This is a genomic window from Ruminiclostridium hungatei (assembly GCF_002051585.1).
In the GTDB taxonomy this organism is placed as follows: Bacteria; Bacillota; Clostridia; order Acetivibrionales; family DSM-1351; genus Ruminiclostridium; species Ruminiclostridium hungatei.
Genome location: NZ_MZGX01000024.1, coordinates 39,104 through 64,249, shown reverse-complemented (window position 1 = coordinate 64,249; position 25,146 = coordinate 39,104). Strand labels below are relative to the sequence as shown.

Genomic DNA, 25,146 nt, shown 5'->3' with positions numbered 1-25,146 from the left:
CATAACCGCTGAAGCCGCTTTTATTATATAATCTTAATATTTTATTCACTTATTGTCCATAGCCAAATATATTATTTGACTTCGTTCTCCAGGGACATTTCAGTATATTTTTTTATGATAGCTGCAAATTCCGCTCTCGTGACAACTTCATACGGCTCAAAGCTGTTATCGGACTTGAGCTCCAGCAGCCCAAGAGAAACAACAATTTCAACTGCCGCCCTTGCCCAGGGGGATATGCGTGCCTGATCCACAGCAGCCGCCTTGTTTTCTTTTGCTGTAAGAGCACTGTTTTCATATTTTAAGAAATTATTGAGTATTACAGCCAGTTCCTCCCTTGTTACAGGTCTCTGCGGACTGAACCTGCCCTTTCCCGTGCCTGCGGCGATGCCGTTTTCCTCAGCCCAGGCAATGTAAGGGGTGTAGTACTGTCCCGGACGGACATCACTATAGCCCAGAATTCCACTTTGTTCTGCGTTTGCCATTTTCCCCAGTACTGTGACAAGCATTGCCCTCGTAATGGGAAGTTCTGTTCCGAATTTGCCGTTTCCCATACCTGCCATAAGCTGCCGGGCTGCCGTAAAATCTATGGCGGCCTTCCACCGACTGCCGCTGGTGTCGATGAAGTCCACAAAATTGCAGCCCACCGCATAAATTGACAAGTGATTTGTCATAAACACTGCTTCACCTGTATCCCGGTTGTATATACCTGTAACCGGTGACGCTTTTCCGTATTGGTCTATAAAGTATACTACCACTGCATCGGGGTTTTCACCGTCCTTTAGAGAAAATGGTATGGAAATTCTTACATTATCTACGCCAAACTCCTGTATACTGCTGTTTCCTGCCCAGACCCCCACATCGTAAACCGGGCGGCCGCCCACCAATTTCTTCAGGGACTCAGGCAGCAATTCGCTTTCGAATTCTTCAATGATAAAGCTGATTTCCTGTCCGCCCGACAAATCTGCAATGGAGTCCAAGGACCTGCCGGTGAATTCAAAGGCGCCAAGTCCCGTGTCAATTCTGAAGCGGGCACCAGTTTCATCGGCCAACCTTCTCAGCAGTTCATTTTCCAACCGGACTGAGGACTTTATGGTTCCCCTTTGCCGTATACTCCTTATGTCTATCACTGCAGCCTTTCCGTCCTTTTCGGCAGCCACCGCATTGTCCACCAGCTTTCGGGCCTCTGCCAAAGTCAATCTTAATACCGCTTCACGGCTGCTGTTTACCGTGGGAACAGCTTCCACGGATGTTTGTGTTATTTTTATGTCCCGCTGTGATGCTGAAGCCGGAGAGGTCTGTGAGAAATCAACCGTATCTGAAACCGGCTGCAGCTCATTTCTGTCCCTGACTCTGAGCCTTGCACCCAGAGTATCTACAGAACCCAGGCCCACAGCCTGTATTTGCTGCCCCTCTCTCACAAAATCCAGATTTACCGAAGGATTTATATATCCGTCTATGAACACTCTTGCATCCCCCGAGCCGTCATTGAGAACTATGGTTTCCACTATGCCGTTGGCAGTCCCTACTGATTTTACAACACCCTGTACCTTTACAAGCCTTCCCCGGTTTGCCTCCGAGCCGGCTTCACCGGTAGCTGTTGCAGCAGGCGGCAACTGGTTTATGCCGGGGTCAAGCAGCTCGATTTTTTTAACCGTAAGCTGTTTTTCTCCCTGATAGCCTCCCACCGTCCCGGTTACCTGCACCTTCTGCCCCACCCTGTAATCCCCTGAGACGGGAAACAGGTTTATTCCTGCCGTTTCATCCTGGATGTATATGCAGTCAAAAAAGGCTGTGTCCTTCTGATACCCGCTGGAATTTGAAGTTACAACTCCTTGTACGGTGAATTTTTCACCTTCACCTGCCGACTGTACCTGACTTATGGGGGTTATTGCCTCCGGAGCCATGGACTTGACTATATTCTGACATATGGCATAATTGCTGTAATTGAGTTCAGAGGAATTGTCAATGGCTGCCTGAACCTCAAAATTTGACATGAACACTGTTCCCGCCACAAATACCCTTGCCCCGCCCGATACGTTTTCTACCGCAAGTGCGGGAATGTTCCCGGATGCTACAGGGTTTCCAGGGCCTCCCCTGCCATCCTTGTCGGAATCCAGACTTTCAGAAGTGGAATGAGATGCTACAATCACTGTAACTTCTGAGTTGTCTCCATCTCCCAGGTATATGGAAGCACCGCTGTAAAAACTGTACTCCTGTTCCGGATTTACACCCTTTAAGAACTCATGACCCAGGTTGTAATTTTTAAATCTCAGCCTGAAGTTTTGGGTAGGAACATAATTTGTGTTATCTATCACCTCATCATCTGCAAGCCTGGCTTTGGCACCTACAGCCTCAAGTATTTGATTCTGCTGATACGCCGCATGATATTTTTCTGCATTCCTGCCATCTCCATAGTCGGCCAAACCGCAAACTATCAAGGTTTTCCCAGAGGCACAAAAGTCTTTGACAGCTTGAATTTCAGCATCTGAGTATTCACCCAGCGCACCAATACCTGTTTTTCTGTTGGGCGGAGTCAGGATAAGCCCTGCCAAGCCCTCAAGCTTTTGGGAAGCTATTCCTCCCTTTAGCTCAACAAGCCTTACATCATACTCTTCTGCAAGCTTTGCGAAGTTTGTCATGCTGTTTGCATAATTACCTGCCACATATTCGTTGAGATGTGAAGCGTCAATCCCAAGATTTATAAGTTTTTCGGCTGCCCTCACATCCAGGGTCAATGTTTCTGTATAGATTTTTGTAAGGCTGTTCAGAGAAATCTCCGCCGAAACCTCAACTGTGACCACTCCAGCCGCAGACGGGGTATAACTTATAGTGTCCTTCAGCGTACCCAGCGGAGCTATTTGCTGTCCTGCCTTGCCTGTGGCAAATATATTCCCGCCAATTTTATAGGTAATGGAATCCACTTTTGCAGTCTCAGACTCATTGTTGAATATTTCGGTTGAAAGCTCAAGTGTTTCTCCTGTAACCGGCATTGAAACGGAAGAAGCTGCCGACGCAATTCCAACCTTTTCAACACTTCCGATCCACACCGGAGCGGTCACCGCAATATCTCCGTCCGCCTCAACCACCTTGATATAATAGTACCCCTTGGCAGGGGCTTCTATATTGACTAAATATACCCCTGTGTTTGTGTCAAAGTTCTGTACATGACTTTCTCTCCCGCCATTGGTAACCAGCGATACCCTGCCGATTTTGTCCGGCGCATCCGGGTCAAGCAGCTCCACCCTTATATTCAGCCGTTGTGTATCGGTTGGAAGTACTGTGCCCAGAAACTGGTCATTGGCAGTATATTTGATTTTCAGATTGGAGTCTTCAGTGGCGTAAACCCTCATTTTTTTCAAAGCATCATAAACTCCCGCTCTTGTCAGGTTATCCGTGATGATTGCCGTCCGTGCGGTGTTGGCGGTTCCCCACAGTCCCTTGTGATTATCCTGGTTATTTGTGGGTGCAAGATGCCAGCCCTTATCCAGGGCTCTGGTATAATACTCATAGGACCGAAAATAGCCTCCCGAACCGATTGCGCCCTCTCCGTTCCCAACCTCCACCAGTGATATCTGGGCATCTATTGCTGCATCATAGTCTGAAAAATTATTAAAATCACCGAAGGTTTTGCCTGGATGATTGAATTGGGATATGGACATGGGTATGGTTTTCAGCAGCTCATAATAATTTTTCATGCCTGCAAAGCTTGAGGTGTATTTGGGATTGTTCCTGCTGACAAAACCCTCGGTATTGAAAGTGTTCATATGGCCCACCTGCCCGGTCCAGGTCATCTCATAACCGTAAAGGGCCACAAATGAGCCGGTTGCTGCCGCATCCGCCGCCGAAATACACTGCTGCCATTTGGTGTTGGAGCTGCTGCTGTCATATTCCGCAGGTGAAGCTGTTGTGTCAAAATAGTTGGAATGGTCTGTTACTGCAAAGAAATCAAGTTTTGCAACATTTCTGGCATATTCATAGGCCTCTTTCAGAGTCCCCGAACCGTCGGACTGGTTTGTATGGGAGTGGAGCTGTCCGAAGTAAACCTGTTCTTCCCTGGTGCCATCGTCCAGAGCAAAATCAAAGGCTGACTGCACACTGTCCAGATATCCCGCTGCCGATGCCGCAGCCAGTATTCTTGCTGGAAACATTTCCTTTTCCAGCGTCACAGGCCCAAGGTACGCACTTTTGTTATGTACCTCTTCCTCCGGCAGTCCTGCCTTTGTAATCAAAATATAACTTATTGACGCTCCGGAAGTAGCTGTGGAGAGCCCAATTTCCGAACCCGCCTGAATTTTTCCGCTTCTGTCGGCAGATACCGGCTCCACTTGCGCCTGCTTGTATATGAAAGTACTCTCCGGCCCAACTGCCGTTCCGTTAACAGCCTTTGCCCTAATTACCGCCGTGTTGCCCGGCTGATTGAATTCATCAATTACCACCGTCCCCGAAGCACCATTTATTGTCTGGATGCTGCCTCCGTTTAAAGTATATTCGATAGCTGCTTCTCCAGTGGCCGTGGTCAGTGTTACCCGGCTGCCTCCTGCAATGGACGCACCATTCGCAGGTTCTGCCGCAACAGGTCCGACGGCCTCCTGGGTTGGCGGAATGTCACCTTCTATTTTATCTCCCAGTATTTTAATGTCATACAGCCTGGAATTGCCGCCCGAACCCACTGTTCCGGAGCCTATGGATATATTGCTGGTTTGAAGGAAGAGGATACTTATATTGGAGCTATTATCAAGTTCGGAGGGCAAAGGCAGGCTTTCCTTGACGGGAGCTTCCACATGCTTTGAGCCGCTTTGGAAATCACCGTTTGGAACATCTGCAAAATTAATTCCGTCCGTGCTGCACTGAAGTTTGAAATCCCTGGGTGCCGTGCCTGAGCCGAAGCTGTTGAAGGACAGCCGCAGGTTTTCATAGCCCTTTGCAGACAGTGTGAGCTGCCAGTATTTTATATCTGCACCATTTTCCCAGCCACTTATATAAATGGATTTGTTTCCGGGGGTATATCCCCCCAGACGGCTGCCCATGGAAGTGGAGAGGCTTGCACCTGCCGCATTCGCTCCTCCTGTGGCAGCAAAAGCCGTCAAGGTCCTTGTGGGGTCGGGGTCGGAGCTGAAATCCCATTGGGCCACCATTTCGGCCCTGCTGCCTGCAAAGACCTGCGGGGGCTGCATGGTAAGAATAATTGCCAGCACCAGAAATACGCTGAAAAAGGCTTTTAAATTGTTTTTTAAATACCCTGCTTTCAAAAATAACACCTCCTAATATAATAGTTTTCTCTTATATATTAGGAGGTATATGTAAAGTTCTTGAAGATAATCCGTAAATTCTTTGGTATTTTTTGTAAATTATTGATTAACCCGGTATTCCACGCGCTTTTGCGCCCTTGGTATTATTTCAGGGCTATATCACAGGAGGGACATTTCCCGTCATCCTGAGAAATATCGGCACCGCAGGCAGGACATTTTTCATAGGGAATATCCATAATTTCAAATTCCTTTAACTCCTCCGCCTCGGCCTCAGCCACAACCTCTTCCTCCGTATCTGCATCCGCCTCCTCCCGTATACCCGCTTTCTTATCCGTCACCAGGATTTGCAGCAGCCTTCTTATTTCGGTTATCTCCTCTGAAGTCCTGGAATTGTCAATTGAGGCCTTAATTAATAAAAAGGTTATCAACAAGCCAAGACCAAAAAAGAACAGAAATAAAACGAAACCTGTACCGTCCATATATTTTACCTCCCAAAAAGCTCTATAGTAAAATATATCGAAATTATGAAAAAATGTACCTGTATACTGAAATTTTATATTTTGTTTAAATTAACCTGTAGTGCTGATTAAAAATGTGGTAACAGTCAGAAAATGCTACTCACTCCCGGACGAGCTTCAAATAAATGCTTGTATATAACGCTTTTGGCGAAAAGCTTTTAATCATACTGCGCATTTCTTTAAAGTCGTCCCCGCGCGAGCAAACTTGTCTCTTAAAGACTTTATTAACTGGCACTACAGGTTAAATTAATCCATTAACACAACGGATAAAATCATAATCAATGTTACTGGGACAGCAAGAGCAAATTATCCGGGTCAAATATCAGCCTTACGGGACTGTTTTTTGCCGTAAGCTCCTCCCAAACGGCTTTATCCACTTCCCACCTTATTTTGGTACAGTCTGCACCGCCGGAGCAGCAGTTGTTTTTCAGCAGGATGATATATGAAAAAGGGTTCTCTATAACCTTGACCACCGTACAGTTCATGGTATTTGTATTGTCGTTCCCATGTGCATATTTGAAATAATGGGCTCTCATGCCCACATGTGTCATATTGTCGGGTATGGGTCTGTTTGAGTACAATGTAATATTCCAGTCCACAGCCTTAAGAGTATGGGAGGTTATCTTTTCTGCTCTTGATATATTCTTGCAGCCGGTCAGCAGTGCCGCCGATACTGTTTCAGGATTCTGAAACAACTGCTCCCGGGAGCTTATGGCGTCTATCCGGCCGTCTGACACCACAGCTATGGTATCTGAAAACCGGTATATCTCGTTTCTATTGTGGGAAACCATTATAACCTCACCGGGATAGGCCGCCAGCAGTTCCATAAGCTCCTGTTCCAGAAGCCATTTCAGGTTGCTGTCCAGAGCAGAGAAAGGTTCGTCCAGCATAATAATGTCCGGCTCGGAGGCCAGTATCCTTGCCAGTGCAACTCTTTGCTGCTGTCCGCCGGACAACTGGAAGGGCCTTTTTTTCTCAAGTCCCTTAAGATAGAACATTTCTATTTTTTCCTTCACTGCATTTTCTTTTTCTGCCTTGATGCCTGCGGCTCCTGCTGCTATATTCTCCTCTACGGTCATATTTGGGAAAAGCGCGTAGTTCTGAAACAGGTAGCCCACCTTTCTCTTTTGGGGCGGCAGGTTTATTCCTTTTTCCGAGTCGAATAAAACCCGGTCCCCCAGAACTATTTTCCCTTCATCCGGCTCTTCAATGCCCGCAATGCACTTAAGCGTCATACTTTTCCCGCAGCCCGAGGCTCCCAGCAGTCCCAGTATCCCGCCGGAAACTGTAAAGGAGACCCGCAGTGTAAAATTGCCCAGCCTCTTTTTTATATCAACAGAAAGTGACATCAGAACCCACCTCCCTTTGAAGACTTTCCGGCCTGCCTGCCATTCCAGAAATTCATGAGAACCATGGCGGTAAAAGACATTGCACACACTGCTATAACCCAGCTATAGGCAGTTTTGGTATCTCCCGACTGAACAGCGGAATATACCGCCACAGACATGGTCTGGGTCCTCCCGGGAATATTTCCCGCCAGCATCATTGTGGCCCCGAATTCTCCCAGCGCCCTGGCAAAGGTCAGAATTGTGCCTGCAATAAGACTGGGTACAACATTGGGTATCACAATAGTCCAAAAAATTTTATTTTCTTTTATTCCAAGTGTTCTGGCGGCATAGACAATGTTTATGTCAAACTGTTCAAATGCCCCGCGCACCGTTCTGTACATCAATGGGAATGAAACGACAGTAGAGGCTATTACAGCCCCTACCCACGTGAAAACCACATTTATATTAAAAGTCATCAGAAATTTTCCCATGACACTGTTTTTTCCCAGTAATACCAGCAGAAAAAAGCCAACCACAGTGGGCGGCAAAACCATGGGAAGTGTAAACAGTCCGTCTATCATTCCCTTGAATCTCTTTATTTTCAGCACATACCTTGCTGCGGCTATTCCCGCGAATATGGTTATAAAGGTTGCTGTAAAGGCAACCTTCAGCGATATGAATAATGGTGACAAATCCATGGCAGCCGCCTCCTTTGGATAAAGTGAATATCGCCTACTGCTGTTTTCCAAAAACTATCTCCCTGCCCTTTTCCTGCAAAAGCCCCACATCCCTCCTGTTGGGACGGATATCATACAATTGCTCGGTAGCAAGGATAAATTGTCCAATGTCACAGTTCCCCGCCCGTTCACCTATTCCCATAAGAGTGGTATCGATATAATCAGCCCCCGCTCTTGCAGCCTCCAGAGAATTGGCCACAGCCATTCCCAAATCGTTATGGGCATGGATTCCCAGCGGTATGTCTGCATGACTTCTTATTTCGCTTATTGCCTGAAAAGCCCTGGAGGGTGTCAGTACCCCTACGGTATCGGCGTATCTGATGTTCAGCACACATATCCTTAAGTACCTCCGCCAATCCTATCATAAAGGTTATATCCGCCCTGGACGCATCTTCAAAGCCCACGGTAACACCATACCCCTTTTCCATGGCAAAATCCACACATTCCTGAAGGTTTTTCTGAAGCCACCCCTTGTTTTTCTTTAGCTTGGAATATATGTGAACATAGGATACCGGAGCGCTGATGTGTATTATGTCCGGCTTGCAGTCAAAGGAATCGAGAATATCCTCCCTGTTCATCCTGTTCCATGTGGATATCCGTGCCCTGTGCCTGTTTTCCAGGATTTTTGCGATGGAATCCTTTTCGTACCTGCCCATGGCCGGAATTCCGGCTTCGATTTGATGTATCCCCGCCCTGTCCATCAAGATGGCAAGCCTTACCTTCTGCTCCATGCTGAACGCAAAACCGGGACTCTGTTCTCCATCCCGAAGAGTGGTATCTACAAGATATTTCTTTGGTTTCAATTTACAAGCCAACCCCTTTGCCGGAAATCAACGCTGCATGCCTTTGGCTTACAGACTTTACTTAATAATACTATTTTGCTATATTGTCGGCAAGCTTTATAAATTCCTGATCTGTTATACTTCTTCCAAGTGCAATACTCATCTCCTGAATTTTCCCCAGCAGGTCTGTTATTCTCTCTTTCGGCAAATCTATGCCGTATTCCTTAAGCTTGATTTCTATTGTAGTTCTGCCCGAATGTTTTCCAACCACTATTTTTCTTTCCATCCCCACGACAGAAGGCTCAAAGGGCTCATAGTTGGCACCGTTCTTGAATATGCCGTCAACATGAATGCCCGATTCCACATCAAATATTTTGTCTCCGATAACCGGTTTGTTTCCGCGGATGGAGATTCCGGTCAGCTCCTCATAATGCTTTTTCAAGGCTCTCAGCACAGACAAATCCAGATTTGGCTTGTGCCGCCTTACTATCCGGAGAGCCATTACAACCTCCTCAAGTGCCGCAAGGCCTCCTCCGCCCCCGAAACTTGCAACGATGTTCTCTCCTCCGCTCAGTATCCATTCCACTGCCAGAGCTGTGGCAAAAAAATAGTTGTTTTGAGGGCAAAATTCCAGTTGATTTCCCAGCAAAAGCTTCAACCTTTCAAAAATATTCAGGTAGTCATGCTGCAGCAGGTCATCCAGACCTACTATACGTACATTTTCCAGTTCGGAAAATCTTCTGAGCAGGTTGACCTCCCTGATATCGTTTATTTGAAACTCGGATATGGTGCCCGAAGGTACTTCAAACCCGCTGTGCCTGCAGATGTATCTTATAAAGCCCGGATAGTTCCTGATTTGTGCGGCATGTTCAACTCTCAGAACAGTCCTGGAAAGGTCAACACTATCGCCGAGAATATCTAAGAGAGACATGGGGATTTCCACATAGTTTACTCCCGTCAGAAGCAGCAGCCTGTACATATCCGTCAGTGTGTCTTTTTGGGCATACTTATGGTTTACGGTACTCAGAGTTGCATCGGTAATCCTGATCATAAACATTCCCCCATTATTATTCCCGGCATTAATTTAACCTGTAGTGCTAATTAAAAATGTGGCAACAGTCAGAAAATGCCACTCACTCCCGGACAAGCTTCAAATAAATGCTTGTCTCTTAAAGACTTTATTAACTGGCACTACAGATTAATTTATTCTATATTGCCAGCCTTTTAACCTTCTCCCCGTTTTCCAGATGTGACTCCACTATCTCCTCCACATCGTCCTCCGTTACATTTCCATACCAGGTTCCTTCCGGATAGACTACAACGACAGGTCCCTTGTCGCAAATTCCAAAGCAGCCTGTATTGGTTATCATTACATCACCTGAAAGGTCCCTGTCGTCGATTTCCCCCATGAACTTCTGAATAAGGTTAACCGCCCCCTTGGTATGGCAGTAACCTTTCTGGGTTCCGTTGATTCTGCAGCTTGCACAGACAAACACATGGTATTTCGGACTGATCATAATTTTTTCCTCGCTTTCATTATATAAAATAAATTTGGTTAATACGCAGCCAGCACAACAATGTTGTTCCTTTCGACAACGATGTAGTTTAAAAAAATATACCCGAATTATGTGCCGTAATTTACTAAATGCTGTGCTTGTATTTTTTTGGCGAATTGCTTAACAGCATCCTCAATACGGTCATAGGTTGTATAGGTTTCAATTGAATTTTCCTTGAGGCGCTGTTTGGGAGCTTCACCTATGCGCATTGCCAAAACCCCCTTGCAATCCTTTACCGTTTCAAGAATGGCATCTATTTTTCCCTCTTTCCTGCCTCCGCCCATTCCGTCACAGCTTTCCGAACCGTCACAATATTTGGATACGCTTCTTCTTTCCTTGAACCTTATGTTATTATCCTTGTACTCATATATATAAAAGTCGGTTGCATGGCCAAAATGCTGGTCTACCAGAACTCCGCTCTTGGAGGAGACTGCAAAGAGAATGGGCTTTTCCTCCATCTTCTCTTTCTCCTTCTTCTCCTCAGTTGAGCAGGAACCGCCGGTACAGCCTCTGAAATTAATGGACTGGTCATTATCCAGAGTCCCGATGGCATCAGCCCTGCACTGGCGGCAGTGATACATCTGCTTCATTGAAAGCTCGCATTTTTTACGCATTTCCGTTATTTCCTTATTACTGGTCAGGGGCATATTTTCAAAGGCACTGCCTTTAACAGGTATCATCTGCATTATGTTCGTTATTTCGCAGCCCAGCTCTTTTGCCTTTGCCACCACTATGGGTATGTGGAATTCGTTGATGCCCTTGAGCATAACTATATTCACCTTACAGACAACCCCCAGGGCAGTGAGTCTCTTAAGTCCCGCCATCTGGTTTGCCATAAGTATGGCAGCACCTACTTCTCCATAATACCTGTTGCCCATATAGTCTACATGCTTGTATATTTTAGCTCCGATGGTGGCATTCACAGCATTCATGGTTACCGTCACATGTGATACCCCCAATTGCACAAGCTCGTCTGCATACAGCGGCAACAGCAGACCGTTGGTGGACAGGCAGAAGGTAACTTCAGGGTCTGCTTCCCTTATTAGTTCCAAGGTTCTCCTGGTCTTTTCAAATTCCGCCAGGGAATCCCCCGGTCCGGCAATTCCCACCACCTTCAGATTGGGGATTTTTTCTTTTACCATCTGGTACTTCCTTGCTGCCTCCTCGGGTGAGAGCACTTCGGTAGTGACCCCCGGCCTGCTTTCATTTGGACAGTCAAACTTTCTCACGCAGTAATTGCACTGGATGTTGCATTTTGGCGCAATAGGCAGGTGCATTCTGGCATACTGGCTGCCGCAGCCGTTGAAACAGGGGTGGGTTTCAGTCTTCCTGGCTATTTCTGCTTTTGTTGCGGCCAGCTTTCCGGCTTTGACAGGAACCAGGCCGTCAGCCTTCAATTTCGGAGCCTGTACTTCTTCATTTCCCTTGAAATATTTCTTGAACAACTGGTTTCTGAAGCTGTGCTCCTTTTTCCCCAGCAAGGTATTGGTAATCCTGTCCAGAAGAATCAGGGAACCCTCGTAGCCAAGCATTCTCACACGCTGTCCCCCCACATGGTCATGAACCGGGAAGGCACATCTCACCAGAGGTATATTGAATTTTTCTTCAATCCTCCTGCCGTCGGAGCTTCCAATCATCACATTTGCCTCCAGTTCCAGCGCATTTTTCTCTATATTGTCAAAGTCTGTATTGTCCAGTATTTTGTAACTATCTACAAACTGGAAACCCGCTACCTTTTTTATATCCTTTTCTATCATAGGTACAAAGGCGCCTGACTTTGCTCCGGTTGCAGTCACCACGGGCATGATTCCGTTTTCCGTACACAATCTGGTTACCGAAAGAACAAAATCCGGTTCTCCAAATATTACCGCCCTGCCCTCTCCATTATATTTGTGGGAATCAATCATGGCATCCAGATATCTTCCCCTCTGCTTCTTCATCTCCTCGGTCTTTTTGCCTCCCGCACCCTCCAGTACCGCGATAAAGTCATCCGTATCCCTGAGTCCCACAGGAAGATTGCATCTGACGTAAGGAACCCCGTATGCTTCATACAGGTATTGAGCCGGCGAATTTTCATCCTTTACAAAAGCTGTGAGCTCAACGGTCATTTTTGCTCCTGCCATCATTTCTATTTCCTCTATTGAGGTTCCTCCCTCCGGAAGCCTGTTGTAATTTTCCGCATGCTGTCCGTCCAGATTGTCCGACAGGTCAGGCAGCAGGATATAATCCACTCTCATTTCCTCCAGAAGCTTTTTAAGATACCTGGTATCGGCAGGAGAAATCATTCCTGTAATTATATTGATTTTATTGTTTTTTCCCGGCCTCATTTCCACATTCTCCACGATTGCTCTCAGAGCCTTGAAAAAGCCCTCATACTGGGTACCTGAGTATCCCGCCGAGGATACCGGAATTATTTTTACATTCGTTTCGGGATGGCTGTCATAGAACCTTTTGAGAATTCGGGGTATATCCTCGCCTATGGTCTCTGCGAGACAGGTGGTTGCAACGCCTATTACCTCCGGATTATACAGCTCGATCATGTTTTCAAGCCCTTTGATCAAATTGTGCTCGCCGCCAAAGACCGTTCCTTCTTCTGTCAGGGACGAGGAGGCTATATCAACGGGCTCATTGTAATGAGTTGCCATGTGGCGGCGTATATAGGTGCTGCAGCCCTGAGAACCATGGAGTATAGTCATACATTTCCTTATACCATAAAAAGCACTTACACTTCCCATGGGCATACACATCTTACACGGATTTACATTCAGATTAACTAAGTTCTTGCTCATGATGCCCTCCCTTCTGCGTGCATGGCACACTGAAACAAATATAATTTATTCGATTAAACCTTTTATTTATTTACATACTGCCAAACCGGGCTGTTTAAGGACAGATTGATTTCCTTTGTGAAATTTATCACTCCGTCATAGCCCGCCAGGGCATGTTTCCTTTCATGATTATGATCGCAAAAGGCAACTCCCAGCTTGTAAGCCAGCGGCCTTTCCTTTACTCCCCCTACAAGTATGTCCGCACCTTTTTCCTTTATAAAGGTCTCCAACTCCGCAGGGTTCGCATCATCCAGAATTACCGTATTCTCTCCTACAAGGCTTGAAATGATCTCATAGTCCTCTGCCTTACCTGTTTGAGTTCCCACCACGACAGTCTCTATTCCCATTTCGTTGAACTGCCTTATGAGGGAAATTGCCTTAAAGCCGCCGCCTACATATATGGCAGCCTTTTTCCCTTCCAGGTTTTTCCTGTATTTATCTAAAAAACTTTTAAGTCTGTCCGTTTCGTTTTTGGTAAACTGCCTTGCCTTTTGAATATTTTCTTCAGTTCCGATTGCTTCTGCTACTCTTATGAGTGATTGTGAGGTATCCTCCACTCCGAAAAAGCTTATTTTGATATAAGGGATTCCCATCTCCTGCTCCATCTTTTTTGCCAGGTAGGTCATGGAACCCGCGCACTGCACAATATTGAGCTGTGCAGAAGGAGCCTTTACCAGGCTGTCATGGCTTGCATCACCTGTAATGGTGGATACCACGGGAATTCCTATTTCCTTCAGATAGTTTTTTATAAGCCACATTTCTCCTGCCAGGTTAAAGTCTCCAAGTATATTTACACCCTGTGTCCCGGGTATGTTTTTATAAGGCTCCAGCAATGCCAGTATGGCATTACAAGCCATTTTATAGCCGTAGGATTTATTCCCCGAAAAGCCGGGAGATTTTACAGGAATAACCCTGATTCCGTACTTCTTTTCCGCAAGCCTGCAGACCGCTTCCACGTCGTCACCTATTACACCTACGATGCAGGTTGCATAGACAAATATAAGCTTGGGCTGATGCTTTTCAACAATTTCATCTATTGCCGCCGTCAGCTTTTTCTCTCCTCCAAAAACTATATCCTGTTCACTCAGGTCTGTTGAAAAGCTGTTTCTATAGAGGTCACTGCCGCTGGACAGGCTTCCCCTGATATCCCAGGTATAGCTGGCACAGCCGATAGGTCCGTGTACGATATGAAAGGCATCAGTAATGGGATTGAGCACTACTCTGGCACCGCAGTATACACAGGCACGCTGGCTTACAGAACCTGAAAGGCTGTCGCTTTCGCATTTAATCGTACTTGCTTTCCCGTAACCTATAAATTCTTTTCTTTCTTTTAAGATTGTTGATTCCATACGCCATCCCTCCTTCTGGCTTTTGTTATTAACTCAAGCTGCTTATCAGTCTTTGTCATAGTACGAAAGTACAGCTTAAAAGCAACGGTTGGTACAATTAAAAATAGTTGCAGGTATCAGTTGGTGAAGAATTCATATATTTAATTCCGAACCTTACTGATATTAGTACAACATTCGGTAAATCCCGGCACATAATTCCTCCGCCTTGTATTTCCAAAAAATCTTCTCCAAATTTATGCACCCTATTTACCGAATGTTGTACTATCAATTATTTTTAGTACAGCCATTGATTTAAAGGTTGTACGTAAGTACTGTCCTTACAGGAATGTCAAAATAGTTGAGTTAATTACATTACGATTTCCAAATCCTCATCGCTGGCATCTCTGTCCTGTCTGTCCATCAATGCATTTGCTATCATTTCAACCAGCCTCATTGCTCCTTTGTAGCCAACTATGGGGGAGTTTGAATGAGCATATCTGTCAAGTACGGGGAAGCCCGCCCTTACAAAAGGAATGTCCTCCGCCTTTGCAATCTGCTTGCCGTAGGATGAGCCCAGCAGCAAATCAACTTTATCGTTTTTGATCCACTGATGCAGTTCGAACAAATCACCGCCGGCCTTTGCAGTGCAGCCTTCCACTCCGTACTGTGCGAAGAGCGCTTGTGAGAGTTTTACAAAATTTTCACCCGGGGTTCCTGTCAGCACATATTTTGGAATCATACCCAGTTCAAGTGCCATTCTAGTCAGGCCCAGCACAGTGTCAGGATCTCCGAAGATGGCAACCGACTTGTTGAAGAAATAGAAGTGTGCATCCAGCATGAGGTCCACCAACTGGCCTCTTTCCTCTTCAAGCTCGTAGGGCACTTCCGCCTGTGATATTGCTGCCAGGGCCATTACAAATCTATCTGTAGCTTCTATTCCTATTGGAAGCGGCAGTAATTCATGGGGAACCTTGCACTTTCTCTCAAGCACGTTTGCCGGTTCCTCACAGGTAAGCTCTCCCAGTGCCAGGACACCTGAGCAATCGCCCAGTCCCACAATTTCGGGTATGGTAGTTCCGCCCTTGGGATACATGGAATAGTCTCCGGTCATTGGTGCATCCATTACACCGCTTTGATCCGGAAACATGGTATAAGGCACCTTTAAGAGCCCGGCTATTTTTTTCATTTCCCTGATATCTCCGGGATTTACAAAACCGGGGAAAATAGCCGTCTTTCCGTTGGAGTTTCCTGTGTGCTTGGCCAGATAGGTAATAAAACCGCACATCATATTGTAAAAACCGTTGACGTGTGAGCCTACATAGCTGGGAGTATTTGTGTGAACTACAATTTTTCCGTCGGGAATGTCAATATCCTGTATGAATGCATTCAGGTCATCACCTATGGTCTCACTGAGACAGGTGGTATGGACTGCAATAATATCAGGGTTGTATATATCAAAAACATTTTTTACACCTGTTCTGATGTTGCTGCCGCCGCCGAATACTGACGCACCTTCTGTAAAAGAGCTGGTGGAAGCTATTGCAGGTTCTTTGAAATGCCTGCTCAGGAAGGTTCTGTGATAGGATACACAGCCCTGTGAACCATGGCTGTGGGGCATGCAATTGTGAACTCCCAGCGCCGCATAAAGAGCACCTACAGGCTGACAGGTCTTACAAGGATTAACTCTGAGCGCACTGCGTTCGGTTATTTCTTTTGGTGTCATATTGAGCATTATTGTTCACCTCCTGCTAATTTAGCCTTTAAGACGGATTTGTTCTTCCAGGGAGCTGTAACCAGTCCCCAGGCAGGTGTATAAATCCCCATTGTCACGTCACGTGCGAAGTTGATAGCTCCGGTAAAACCTGCATATGGCCCGCTGTAGTCATAGGAGTGCAACTGTTTTGACACGACTCCCGCCTTTTGAATCTGATACTTGTCTTTTACACCGGAGAAGAATATATCCGGTTTGAGCAGCTTGATAAATTCGTCTGTTTCAAATTGGTTCAAATCATCAACAACTATACTGCCGTTTTCCATTTCGGGAATCATACCGTAATAGTCTTCAAGCTGGATTTTTGATTTAAGAAGCTCATATTGTTCCGCTGTGAGGAAAGCCTGGTACTTGTCTGGGTCTTTTTCCACCTCGATATGTTCAATATTCTTGCTGTCGGCATCTTCTTTTATGGTTGGAATTACTTCTCTTCCTTCATAGTCATCCCTGTGAGCAAATTCATAGCCTGCAAGCACTGTTTTTACTCCGAAGTCAGCCAGCAGCTTCTGATAGTGGTGGGCTCTGGAGCCTCCTACGAACAAGGCCGCCGTCTTTCCCTTGAGCTTTGAAAAGTAGTAGTCCTTTGCTTCCGCAATGCCGGCCATTTCATCGGCAATTACTTCTTCAGTCCTGGCGGACAGCTCAGGGTCTCCAAAGTACATCGCCATGTCTCTCAAGGACCGTATGATTGCCTCGAGACCTACAAAGTTAACCTTTATCCAGTCTATACCGTACTTTGTCTTCATCATTTCAGCTATATAGTTTATGGAACGGTGGCACTGTACAAGATTGAGCTGTGCGGTATGGGATTTTGAAAGGGCATCATAGCTGCCGTCACCGGTAAATACCGCGACCACTTCATAGCCTATTCTCTTGAGTATTCTTTCCTGTTCCCAGCCGTCGCCTCCGATGTTGTATTCACCGAGGATATTTATTCTGAACTTTTTAGTGGGCTGTACATCTCCGGTTCCAATAATCCTTCTCATAACAGTATTATTGGCTATATGGTGACCTCCGCTCTGGCTGACACCCTTGTAACCTTCACAGCTAAAGGCCATGCAGGATATTCCGTATTCCTTTTCAGCCTCGGCAGCTACCGCGTGAATGTCATCACCTATGAGACCAACAGGGCATGTGGAGCAAATCATTATACATTTGGGATTAAATATTTTCATTGCTTCATCAATAGCCTGCCTTAACTTCTTTTCTCCTCCGAATACTATATCCGGTTCCTGAAGATCGGTTGAGAAACAGTATTCTATAAAGTTTCTGCCGTCTTCAGCCTTGGCCTTGTTTCTTCTGGTTCCCCAGGAATAAAATCCGCAACCGATAGGTCCATGAGTCAAAACCAGTACATCCTTCAAAGGTCCGAGAACAACGCCCTTACAACCTGCGTAGCAGCAGCCTCTGTTGGTAATGATACCCGGAACGGTTCGGGTATTTGCAGCTATCGGCTGGGTTTTTGTTTCCTCGGTGACCTCCATGATGTGTTCTTTTCTGTTCTTATATATTTTTGCACTGTATTGATCCAATACAATATTTCTAGCATTCATTAGTCTCACCACCCTGTTATTTATAGTACGGTCTCACCGGTTCTAACCTTGTAGGTTTCCTCAACGGGAAGAACGAATATTTTACCGTCTCCCGGATTGCCTGTCTGGTTAGCTTTTATTATGGTCTTAACCGCCAACTCCACTTGCTCGTCTTCTATTATTATGGTAAAAAATCTTTTTGGAATAAGTCTTGCTGTTTCGGTAAAGGCTTCTCCCACTTGGGAAACCGGGAGATCGCCGTTTTCCATGATATAATTCAGAACCGTAGCATCAAGGCTTTTCTTACCTCTTCCCAGACAGGACCTGCATGAAAACGCCGGAAAGCCGGCATTTGCAAGAGCCTCTTTAGTCCTGTTAACCTTGTTAGCACGGATAAATGCCATAATTTCTTTCATAAGACATCCTTTCCGCTGCAAAGCAGCTATATAGTATAGTACGGAAAAAACATTCATGTTTTTTCAATGCGCGCCGTACGATGTACGCCTTAATTTTGGCGCGCTATAGTCCCTGCTTTGCAGTACTTATTGTATAGGCATCCAATACCTGGCTTATGAAGATTCTTCCGTCACCAAAGTTTCCTTTTTCGCCGGTACGGGCATTTCTCATAATAACTTTTACAATATCATCCTTGTCTTCATCGTTTACAACTATTAAAAGCATTTCCTTGGGAATTTCATCATATTGAACATCTCCGATTATAATACCTTTTTGCTTGCCTCTACCGAAAACATCCATTTTAGTAACAGCCGGAAACCCTGCCGCCAGCAATTCGGATAATACGATACCTGTTTTTTCAGGTCTGATAATCGCTCTTATTAATAACATAATCTCAACCACCTTTTCTCAATTATTAAACTCCTCTTTCATAAAAAGCCGCTTGGCTTTTTATGATGCAAAGGCAACGATGCATGCACTAAAGTTTGCTTTGCATTTTATATGTCCATTAATCCATGCTCCATCAGCAGTTCCTCAAGTCTTTCCTGCTTCAGAGGCTTTGGAATGACAAACAATTTGTTCTCGTCTATCTTCTTTGCCAGGGATCTGTATTCATCAGCCTGTGCACAATCCGGTTCGAAATCAATAACTGTTTTCTTATTTATTTCTGCACGCTGAACCATGTTGTCTCTTGGTACAAAGTGTATCATCTGTGAACCCAGTTCCTTTGCAAAGGCTTCAACCAGAGCAGCTTCACCGTCAACCTTACGGCTGTTGCATATAATACCGCCAAGTCTTACTCCGCCGGTTTTTGCATATTTCTGAATACCTTTGGAAATGTTGTTGGCAGCATACAGAGCCATCATCTCACCACTGGCAACAATGTATATTTCCTGTGCCTTGCCTTCACGTATGGGCATTGCAAAACCGCCGCAAACAACGTCACCAAGTACATCATAGAAAACATAGTCCAAATCATCCGTATACGCTCCAAGTCTTTCCAGCAAGCCTATGGAAGTTATAATACCTCTGCCTGCGCAGCCAACGCCCGGTTCCGGTCCACCGGATTCAACACACTTGATTCCTGAGAAGCCAGCCTTCAATACCAGATCAAGATCAATATCTTCGCCCTCTTCTCTCAAGGTATCCAAAACGGTCTGTTGTGCCAGACCTCCAAGAATAAGTCTGGTTGAGTCTGCTTTAGGGTCACAGCCTACTATCATGATTTTCTTTCCCATTGCACCCAAACCAGCAGTTAAATTCTGAGTGGTTGTAGATTTTCCAATTCCACCTTTTCCATAAATAGCTACCTGTCTCATAAAAACCTCCAATCCGCGTGTTCTCCACGCTCTCTCTCAACTTTGTTTTTATTTCTCTGTTCTGATTAATATAAAAAAGTCTCTAAACAATAAGCACTAAGGCTAAATAGTTTAAAGACCTCTTCGTCAATGGTTATTTATTTGTACCGGTCCCTTTTAAAAACACAAAAGTCTCAAAACCGTTTTACTGGTTTGAGACTTCGTCGTCGTTTTTTTATTGAACTGGCTTATATTGAGTATAAAGGTTGGCGGCAGCATCCTCAATGCACGAAGATGTACATATTCAATATGTTTTTTTGCCATGTTTTTGTGTATTATTTACAAATCTGCTAATAAGCCGTCATATTCCCTAAAATAACAGTTGCCTATGAGGGCTTTGCTTCATATAATTAAATTAATAAATAAATACTGTTTGCAATGAAGCGCATTGAAGGGGTTCCTTCAGTACGCTTTTTTTGTATATATTTTATCATAAGATAAGGAGGGATACATATGTCTGAAAAAATAGCCGTAATAATGAACACTGATAACGAGCTGACAGCCTTTGACGACGGGTCGGTTTTATTAATCTTCAACAGAGAGAATGAGAGCTGGAGGGTAATAAGCGAAATACCCTATTCTCTTGATATAACCTCCAAGATACCGGAAATAAGGGATAATATACGAACAGTCATACTCCAGTTGGAGGACTGTAAAATAATTATCGGCAAGACTGTGACGGGCCTTTCCTATAATATTTTTGAAAGAATGGGCTTTGAAATCTTTGAAGCGGATACTTTCTCGGAGGCTCTGCTCACTGAGATCAGCGATGAGCTGGAAGCGGAAACAACCGTCAAAACACCAGCTTTTTCAACCTCTGCCACTTCTCCGGTTCTGACCTCGGAGGAAGGGGTCTATTTTCTGGATTTGATTCAGTTGCAGGAAAGTCATCCTGAGATATCCTCAAAAAAAGCACTCCAGTCTTTTATAGAAGCAAGTCCTTTTTTCAGATTGGAGGTGGTTTGCAGTCATATCCCCCCCTGGTTCGATATACTGCTTCCCAGAAAAAAACTCACTTACAGCGTAGATGAACTTGAAAAGAACAAATTGAAGGTTTCCATCATAAGAAAGGTCTGTACATGCTGACCTGACGCAAACAAAAAGGAGGGGTCGTTATGAAAGGAATTTTAATTGAAACAGGAACCGGATTAAAACTCACAGGCATTGATAAGTCAGAGTACTATTCCAACGGCATTTTGAAAAACTGTTCCCTGGACGAAGAAAACACTATCCCTACCAGGTATGGGGATTTGATTCCCAAGTATGGGCCGGAGGAATTAAGAAAAAAGTACACTCCCTCCGTATCCTTTTACGGCAGTGGAGCAGTGAAAAGCATAGCCCTGGAAAAGCAGACTGATATTTTTACTCCTATTGGAAGCTTCCCTGCCGAGCTGGTAACCTTTTATGAGAGCGGAGCAATCAAGCGGCTTTTCCCTTTGAACGGCAAAATCAGCGGCTACTGGTCGGAAGCGGACGAAGAGCAGCTATGCAGGGAATTTAAGTTCTGGTTTCCCTTTGGCAGCTTCAAAACAAAAATAATAAGTCTTTGCTTTTATGAAAACGGCAATTTGAAGGCTATGACCTTATGGCCCGGTGAATCCATATTTCTGAAAAAGCAGGTTGACATTTTTCCTGCGAGAATAGGCTTTTCACTGTACGAGGACGGAAGCCTCAGATCCCTTGAGCCGGCATATGAATTGACCCTTGCAACTCCCATCGGCAATATATCCGCCTATGATGAAAGTGCCATAGGAATATCAGGAGAGTTAAACTCACTGTGCTTCAGGAAGGACGGAAGTCTCAGGTCCCTGGTGACCTCCAGCAGCAAGGTTATGGTATATGCCGCTGACGGTTCTTTTGAAACCCACGAACCCATCCTCAGACCTGCCCCCCTTGAAGATGACAAGTTTATGCTGGTACCTCTGAAGATAACCTTTGACGGGGAGCATGTAATATTTGAGGGCGAAAAGACAAAGGTGTATGAGATGAGTGAATTCAGGTTTTCAGTAACCAACGACGCCACTCCAAAAAACTGTACAGGCTTTTCCTGCGGGGATTGCAGCAGTTGCAGCCTGTGCAAATGATTTTCCTGAAAATAAGATGGGCTGTTGCAAAATTAATAATATTTTGCAACAGCCCTTTTGCCTCTTCCTATAAGTTAACGCGTCGTGCTGATTGATTCATATAAGCTTTACCGGAATGAGTCTATTCATTTACCACCACATTTGTTATCAGCTTGCTAAGTATAACTGCTGTCTCCGCTCTTGTAATTTTTCCTTTTGGATCAAATTTGTTGTTTGCTTTTCCTGACATTATTCCAGCCTTTTGAACTGTATTTATACTATCTTTTGAAAGATCATTTATGCTGCTTTCATCTGAAAATACTGCAGGCTGTCCTATTATTTCCTTAATTATCAAATCTTCGGCCTTTGCAAAATTAGTAATGATTACAGCCATCTCCTCTCTGGAAACAGGCAGGTCGGGGCCAAATTTATTATTAGCCGCTCCGTCCATTATACCGGTTTCAACAGCCCATTCAATATATGGAGCATAGTATTTATTTTCCGGAACATCCGAAAATCTGGATTTTTCAACCTTGACAACAGGTGCGTCGCATAATTTGCCCAGAACGGCTGCAAGCATTCCCCGTGTAAATTGGCTGTTGGGACTGAAATTGCCTCCGCCGGTATCGCCCAGCAGCTCTCTTGCAGCTACAAATTCTATATAATCCTTTGCCCAATGGGTGGATATGTCTTTAAAACTCTTTTTGTTGTCTTTATACTGGTAGGTAGTTGTACTGTCTCCGCTGTAATACATCTTGTTGTTTGAAACGGCACTCAGCTTGATAATTATATCCTTACCGTCTTTAACCGTATACGGTACAAGTGTACCTGACTTGACCTCACTTACTGCTTCTTCAAGAATACCGTCACTGAAACCGGTAATATTCAGCACAACATCCTTTAGCTTTTGCTTTGCATTGGGAGAAGTATCGTAGTGGTATAAGTCCTTATAGTAATTATAAACCTTTGTGTTAATGTTTAAGGAAGCCGTTTTGTCAGGATGCAGTATTTTTCCAAGCCACAGAGGTGCCAGACAGGATTCTGGACTTCTCAGGTGCCAGCCATATACTCCTGTGGGAATTGTATATATCTTTCCACTGTCAAAGGCGGCAGTTCCTGCAAGGGATGTATCGGCTTTGACCGCTGAAGTCAGCGCGGCAGATCCTGTTACAATGACATCGGGATTGGCCTCCTCGATTTGTGCGCCAGTCATTTGACTACCCTTGCCCACATTTTTTCCACCTGCGATCCCTATATGATAGGTGGCAAAAATGTCATTGCTGCTCTCCGCCAGAACATTATACACTCCTGTTCCTGTTGACTGTATGTATACAACGGTAGTAAGCGGTGCACCTTTTATAAGCTTTTGCACGGTTTCAACATTGTTATTATAAAAAGCTGCAAATTCGTTTGCAATCTCCGTGGGCTTTTTGCTGTAACGTGTGGTTTTATTGTATTCCTTCATGATAGTTTCGATAGCTGCCGCATGATTTTTTACTGCGGCAATGATACCGTCTTTGGTAGTAAGTGGTGCTGATGCCGGTGAAATGAGCTGCTGCCCCTTTGAACCGGGATACAATACATCATATACCGCCTGCAAAGCTTTCAGCGTAGGCGTCGAAGTTTCACTGAAACCGCCTACAATATCCGGTTGATTGCTTACCACAGGTGATGTGGGGGGAGTCTTTGTCCCGTCATAAACCGGTGTACCTGGGCCCGAACCATTCCAGCCCTCAACGGTGGCCGGAAACCGTTTGTTTACAAAGTTGGCCAGATACGGGTCAGGATTCTCATTGTTTATGGCAAAAGTCGGAAACAACTGCGGCATACTTGTTCCATTCAGACATGTCGCAGAAGTTGCGGAAAGATTTGCTCCCAACATCTCAACTACTATGCTCATGGCCCCGGCTGCCGACATCCTGACTACATTGTCACCTGTAGTTGACTTTTCACCTGCCGCTATGCCTGGGATTGCCATCATTGCTGCTAATAGGGCTGCCGCTAAAAAAATTGAAATTGATTTAAAAATTTTTCTGTACATAATCCACTACCTCCTCGTGTAATATTTTAAATATGTGTATACTCAATTTGACATAAAGCCAAAAATGATTTCAGGTCACCTGCCAGCTTAGCCGGGGGAACATACTCCCCAGCCCTATTTACACAGCCGGGCCTTCAAGGATGCCTTCCAGTTCTCCCGGACTGAGCCTGTACCCGTAAAACCGCTCATAAAAAGCTTTTACGGCACTTCCCATATATGCTGATGCATTACTGCCTCCATAGAGGTTTGATTGGGGGCTGAAAACCGTTGCCAGCCAAAGGGGTTCAAGTATAAATTCCGGTCCCGGTTCCAGCCAGGATACACAGCCCTTTGGGTTTACCGCCTGTTTCATAGGCCCGCATACCAGCTTGACATTTGAATTCATTCCTTCAAGCCCCCAGCAGGTATATTCTTGAGAAGCCTTCACTTCACGGCTTCCAACTATAAGGGTATCAAAATTCAGCAAATCCACCTCTACATAGCTGCTTTGCCCTATGTTTGAACTCAAAGCCCTGCTGTTTGCTATTCCTGCAAGAGTAAGCGACGAAGTCAGAAGATTATTTTTTTCCCCGTATATGGATACGCCGTTACCCGACCGGTATTTTTCTATATATGCCGTAACCTTTCTTTTCCCATAGCTTGAGGCCAGCGGATCAAAAGAGGATTTCCAATCGAAGCTGAAACAGTTCTTCATATTTTTCATTACTTCCCTGCAATACCCGGTATATTCCTGGGCTTTTTGTATTGCATTGCCGCCCCCGTCCTGGGTTCTGTCTCCCAGCACCTGCCCTATTATGGCCACCTTTTTCATTACATCCTCAAAGGCTCTGTATTCAGGACTTATAATACTTTCTGTGTTCCCGTTGCTGCCCGGCAAAGTTACCACCGTAATTCCTTCCTGTTTCAGTCCTTGAAGTTGATTATTTGAAAAGCTGGTGGAATACGCTAAAACCACCTGTGGTTTTGCTTTCAGCAGCATTTGAAAGGAATTCTCGCTCATTCCGGCAGCACTGCTGTCCTGCCAGACTTTAGGCAGACTTTTTAATTGGGGAAATACTTTTTGAAACAAACCTGTCCCTGTTTCACCGGAAGTGGCCACCAGAGTATCTATGCCTCCAAGCATTCCAATTATTGCCGAATCTGCAGTTCCTGCTGCAATGCGTTCAACTTTTTTTGGTATTTCAATTTGAACTCCGTTGTTATCATTTATTTGTCTGGTTTCATTAACCTCTTGTGTTATAACGGTAATGGGTACAGCCTGATATTCAGCATTACCGTCATTAGCTTCACTATTTTCAGCAGGGTAATCAGTAATTGCCAAAGCTGCTGTTGAAACTGAGGCTTGTGAATTTCTGCCCCATCGTTCTGCTGATGATTCAGCGCTTGCCTTATCAGGATGTGCGTCATCCTCGGGATATTCCCGGTCCGTTTCAGGCTCAGAAGGCAGGGCTTGTGAATTTTCCGCCGTCACCGCTGCCGGCTCCTCTTCGGGAGGAATTGTCAATGTAAGTGCGGGACTGGGCCTGCATGAAGTCAAAAACGGCAAAAGTATTGAAATAATGAGAATTATTAAAATAAAATTATACTTTTTTTTCATAC

Annotated in this window: 17 protein-coding genes and 1 pseudogene; 2 read left to right on the top strand and 16 right to left on the bottom strand. The window is 45.1% G+C overall.

Going from position 1 to position 25,146, the window contains the following annotated elements; translation table 11 throughout:
- Positions 1-71: 71 nt before the first annotated feature.
- The 14 genes and pseudogenes from CLHUN_RS16535 to nifH form a co-directional block, all read right to left on the bottom strand.
- Positions 72-5,249 carry a CehA/McbA family metallohydrolase gene (locus tag CLHUN_RS16535; RefSeq protein WP_080065745.1) on the bottom strand — a complete coding sequence of 1,726 codons (5,178 nt, stop codon included), beginning with the start codon at positions 5,247-5,249 and terminating at the stop codon, positions 72-74.
- Positions 5,250-5,392: 143 nt separating this feature from the next.
- On the bottom strand, positions 5,393-5,728 hold the full coding sequence (locus tag CLHUN_RS16530) for a hypothetical protein (RefSeq protein ID WP_080065744.1): 336 nt from the start codon (positions 5,726-5,728) through the stop codon (positions 5,393-5,395).
- A 323-nt stretch (positions 5,729-6,051) separates the two neighbouring features.
- Complete coding sequence (locus CLHUN_RS16525) at positions 6,052-7,116, bottom strand: sulfate/molybdate ABC transporter ATP-binding protein (RefSeq protein WP_080065743.1); 1,065 nt, start codon at positions 7,114-7,116, stop codon at positions 6,052-6,054.
- A complete protein-coding gene (gene modB, locus CLHUN_RS16520; protein WP_080065742.1) occupies positions 7,116-7,793 on the bottom strand; it encodes a molybdate ABC transporter permease subunit in 678 nt (225 codons plus the stop codon). The genes CLHUN_RS16525 and modB overlap by 1 nt, the downstream gene beginning before the upstream one ends.
- A gap of 34 nt (positions 7,794-7,827) precedes the next feature.
- Positions 7,828-8,563, bottom strand: a pseudogene (locus CLHUN_RS16515) (beta/alpha barrel domain-containing protein).
- A gap of 142 nt (positions 8,564-8,705) precedes the next feature.
- Positions 8,706-9,665 carry a homocitrate synthase/isopropylmalate synthase family protein gene (locus tag CLHUN_RS16510; RefSeq protein WP_080065741.1) on the bottom strand — a complete coding sequence of 320 codons (960 nt, stop codon included), beginning with the start codon at positions 9,663-9,665 and terminating at the stop codon, positions 8,706-8,708.
- Positions 9,666-9,822: 157 nt separating this feature from the next.
- Positions 9,823-10,131, bottom strand: a complete 309-nt coding sequence (locus tag CLHUN_RS16505; RefSeq protein ID WP_080065740.1) for a 2Fe-2S ferredoxin — start codon at positions 10,129-10,131, stop codon at positions 9,823-9,825.
- Positions 10,132-10,238: 107 nt separating this feature from the next.
- Positions 10,239-12,959 (bottom strand): nitrogenase component 1, encoded by a 2,721-nt coding sequence (locus CLHUN_RS16500; RefSeq protein WP_080065739.1) that lies wholly within the window; start codon positions 12,957-12,959, stop codon positions 10,239-10,241.
- Positions 12,960-13,021: 62 nt separating this feature from the next.
- A complete protein-coding gene (gene nifE, locus CLHUN_RS16495) occupies positions 13,022-14,347 on the bottom strand; it encodes a nitrogenase iron-molybdenum cofactor biosynthesis protein NifE (protein ID WP_080065738.1) in 1,326 nt (441 codons plus the stop codon).
- A gap of 346 nt (positions 14,348-14,693) precedes the next feature.
- Positions 14,694-16,058: a nitrogenase component 1 gene (locus CLHUN_RS16490; protein ID WP_080065737.1), complete on the bottom strand. Its 1,365-nt coding sequence runs from the start codon at positions 16,056-16,058 to the stop codon at positions 14,694-14,696.
- On the bottom strand, positions 16,058-17,650 hold the full coding sequence (nifD, locus tag CLHUN_RS16485) for a nitrogenase molybdenum-iron protein alpha chain (RefSeq protein WP_080065736.1): 1,593 nt from the start codon (positions 17,648-17,650) through the stop codon (positions 16,058-16,060). Before nifD ends, CLHUN_RS16490 begins: the two co-directional genes overlap by 1 nt.
- Before the next feature lie 20 nt (positions 17,651-17,670).
- On the bottom strand, positions 17,671-18,045 hold the full coding sequence (locus CLHUN_RS16480) for a P-II family nitrogen regulator (RefSeq protein ID WP_080065735.1): 375 nt from the start codon (positions 18,043-18,045) through the stop codon (positions 17,671-17,673).
- Between the two features lie 103 nt (positions 18,046-18,148).
- A complete protein-coding gene (locus CLHUN_RS16475) occupies positions 18,149-18,475 on the bottom strand; it encodes a P-II family nitrogen regulator (RefSeq protein WP_080065734.1) in 327 nt (108 codons plus the stop codon).
- Positions 18,476-18,582: 107 nt separating this feature from the next.
- On the bottom strand, positions 18,583-19,404 hold the full coding sequence (nifH, locus tag CLHUN_RS16470; protein ID WP_080065733.1) for a nitrogenase iron protein: 822 nt from the start codon (positions 19,402-19,404) through the stop codon (positions 18,583-18,585).
- Between the two features lie 492 nt (positions 19,405-19,896).
- Here nifH and CLHUN_RS16465 point away from each other — a divergent pair, with 492 nt between their 5' ends.
- Both CLHUN_RS16465 and CLHUN_RS16460 read left to right on the top strand, forming a co-directional pair.
- Positions 19,897-20,529, top strand: coding sequence for a Fe-only nitrogenase accessory AnfO family protein (locus CLHUN_RS16465; RefSeq protein ID WP_080065732.1), 633 nt, complete (start codon positions 19,897-19,899; stop codon positions 20,527-20,529).
- Between the two features lie 29 nt (positions 20,530-20,558).
- On the top strand, positions 20,559-21,527 hold the full coding sequence (locus CLHUN_RS16460) for a hypothetical protein (protein ID WP_080065731.1): 969 nt from the start codon (positions 20,559-20,561) through the stop codon (positions 21,525-21,527).
- Positions 21,528-21,648: 121 nt separating this feature from the next.
- Here CLHUN_RS16460 and CLHUN_RS16455 read toward each other — a convergent pair whose 3' ends face one another.
- Both CLHUN_RS16455 and CLHUN_RS16450 read right to left on the bottom strand, forming a co-directional pair.
- Positions 21,649-23,547 carry an S-layer homology domain-containing protein gene (locus CLHUN_RS16455; protein WP_080065730.1) on the bottom strand — a complete coding sequence of 633 codons (1,899 nt, stop codon included), beginning with the start codon at positions 23,545-23,547 and terminating at the stop codon, positions 21,649-21,651.
- Between the two features lie 118 nt (positions 23,548-23,665).
- A complete protein-coding gene (locus CLHUN_RS16450) occupies positions 23,666-25,144 on the bottom strand; it encodes a TroA family protein (protein WP_080065729.1) in 1,479 nt (492 codons plus the stop codon).
- Positions 25,145-25,146 lie beyond the last annotated feature (2 nt).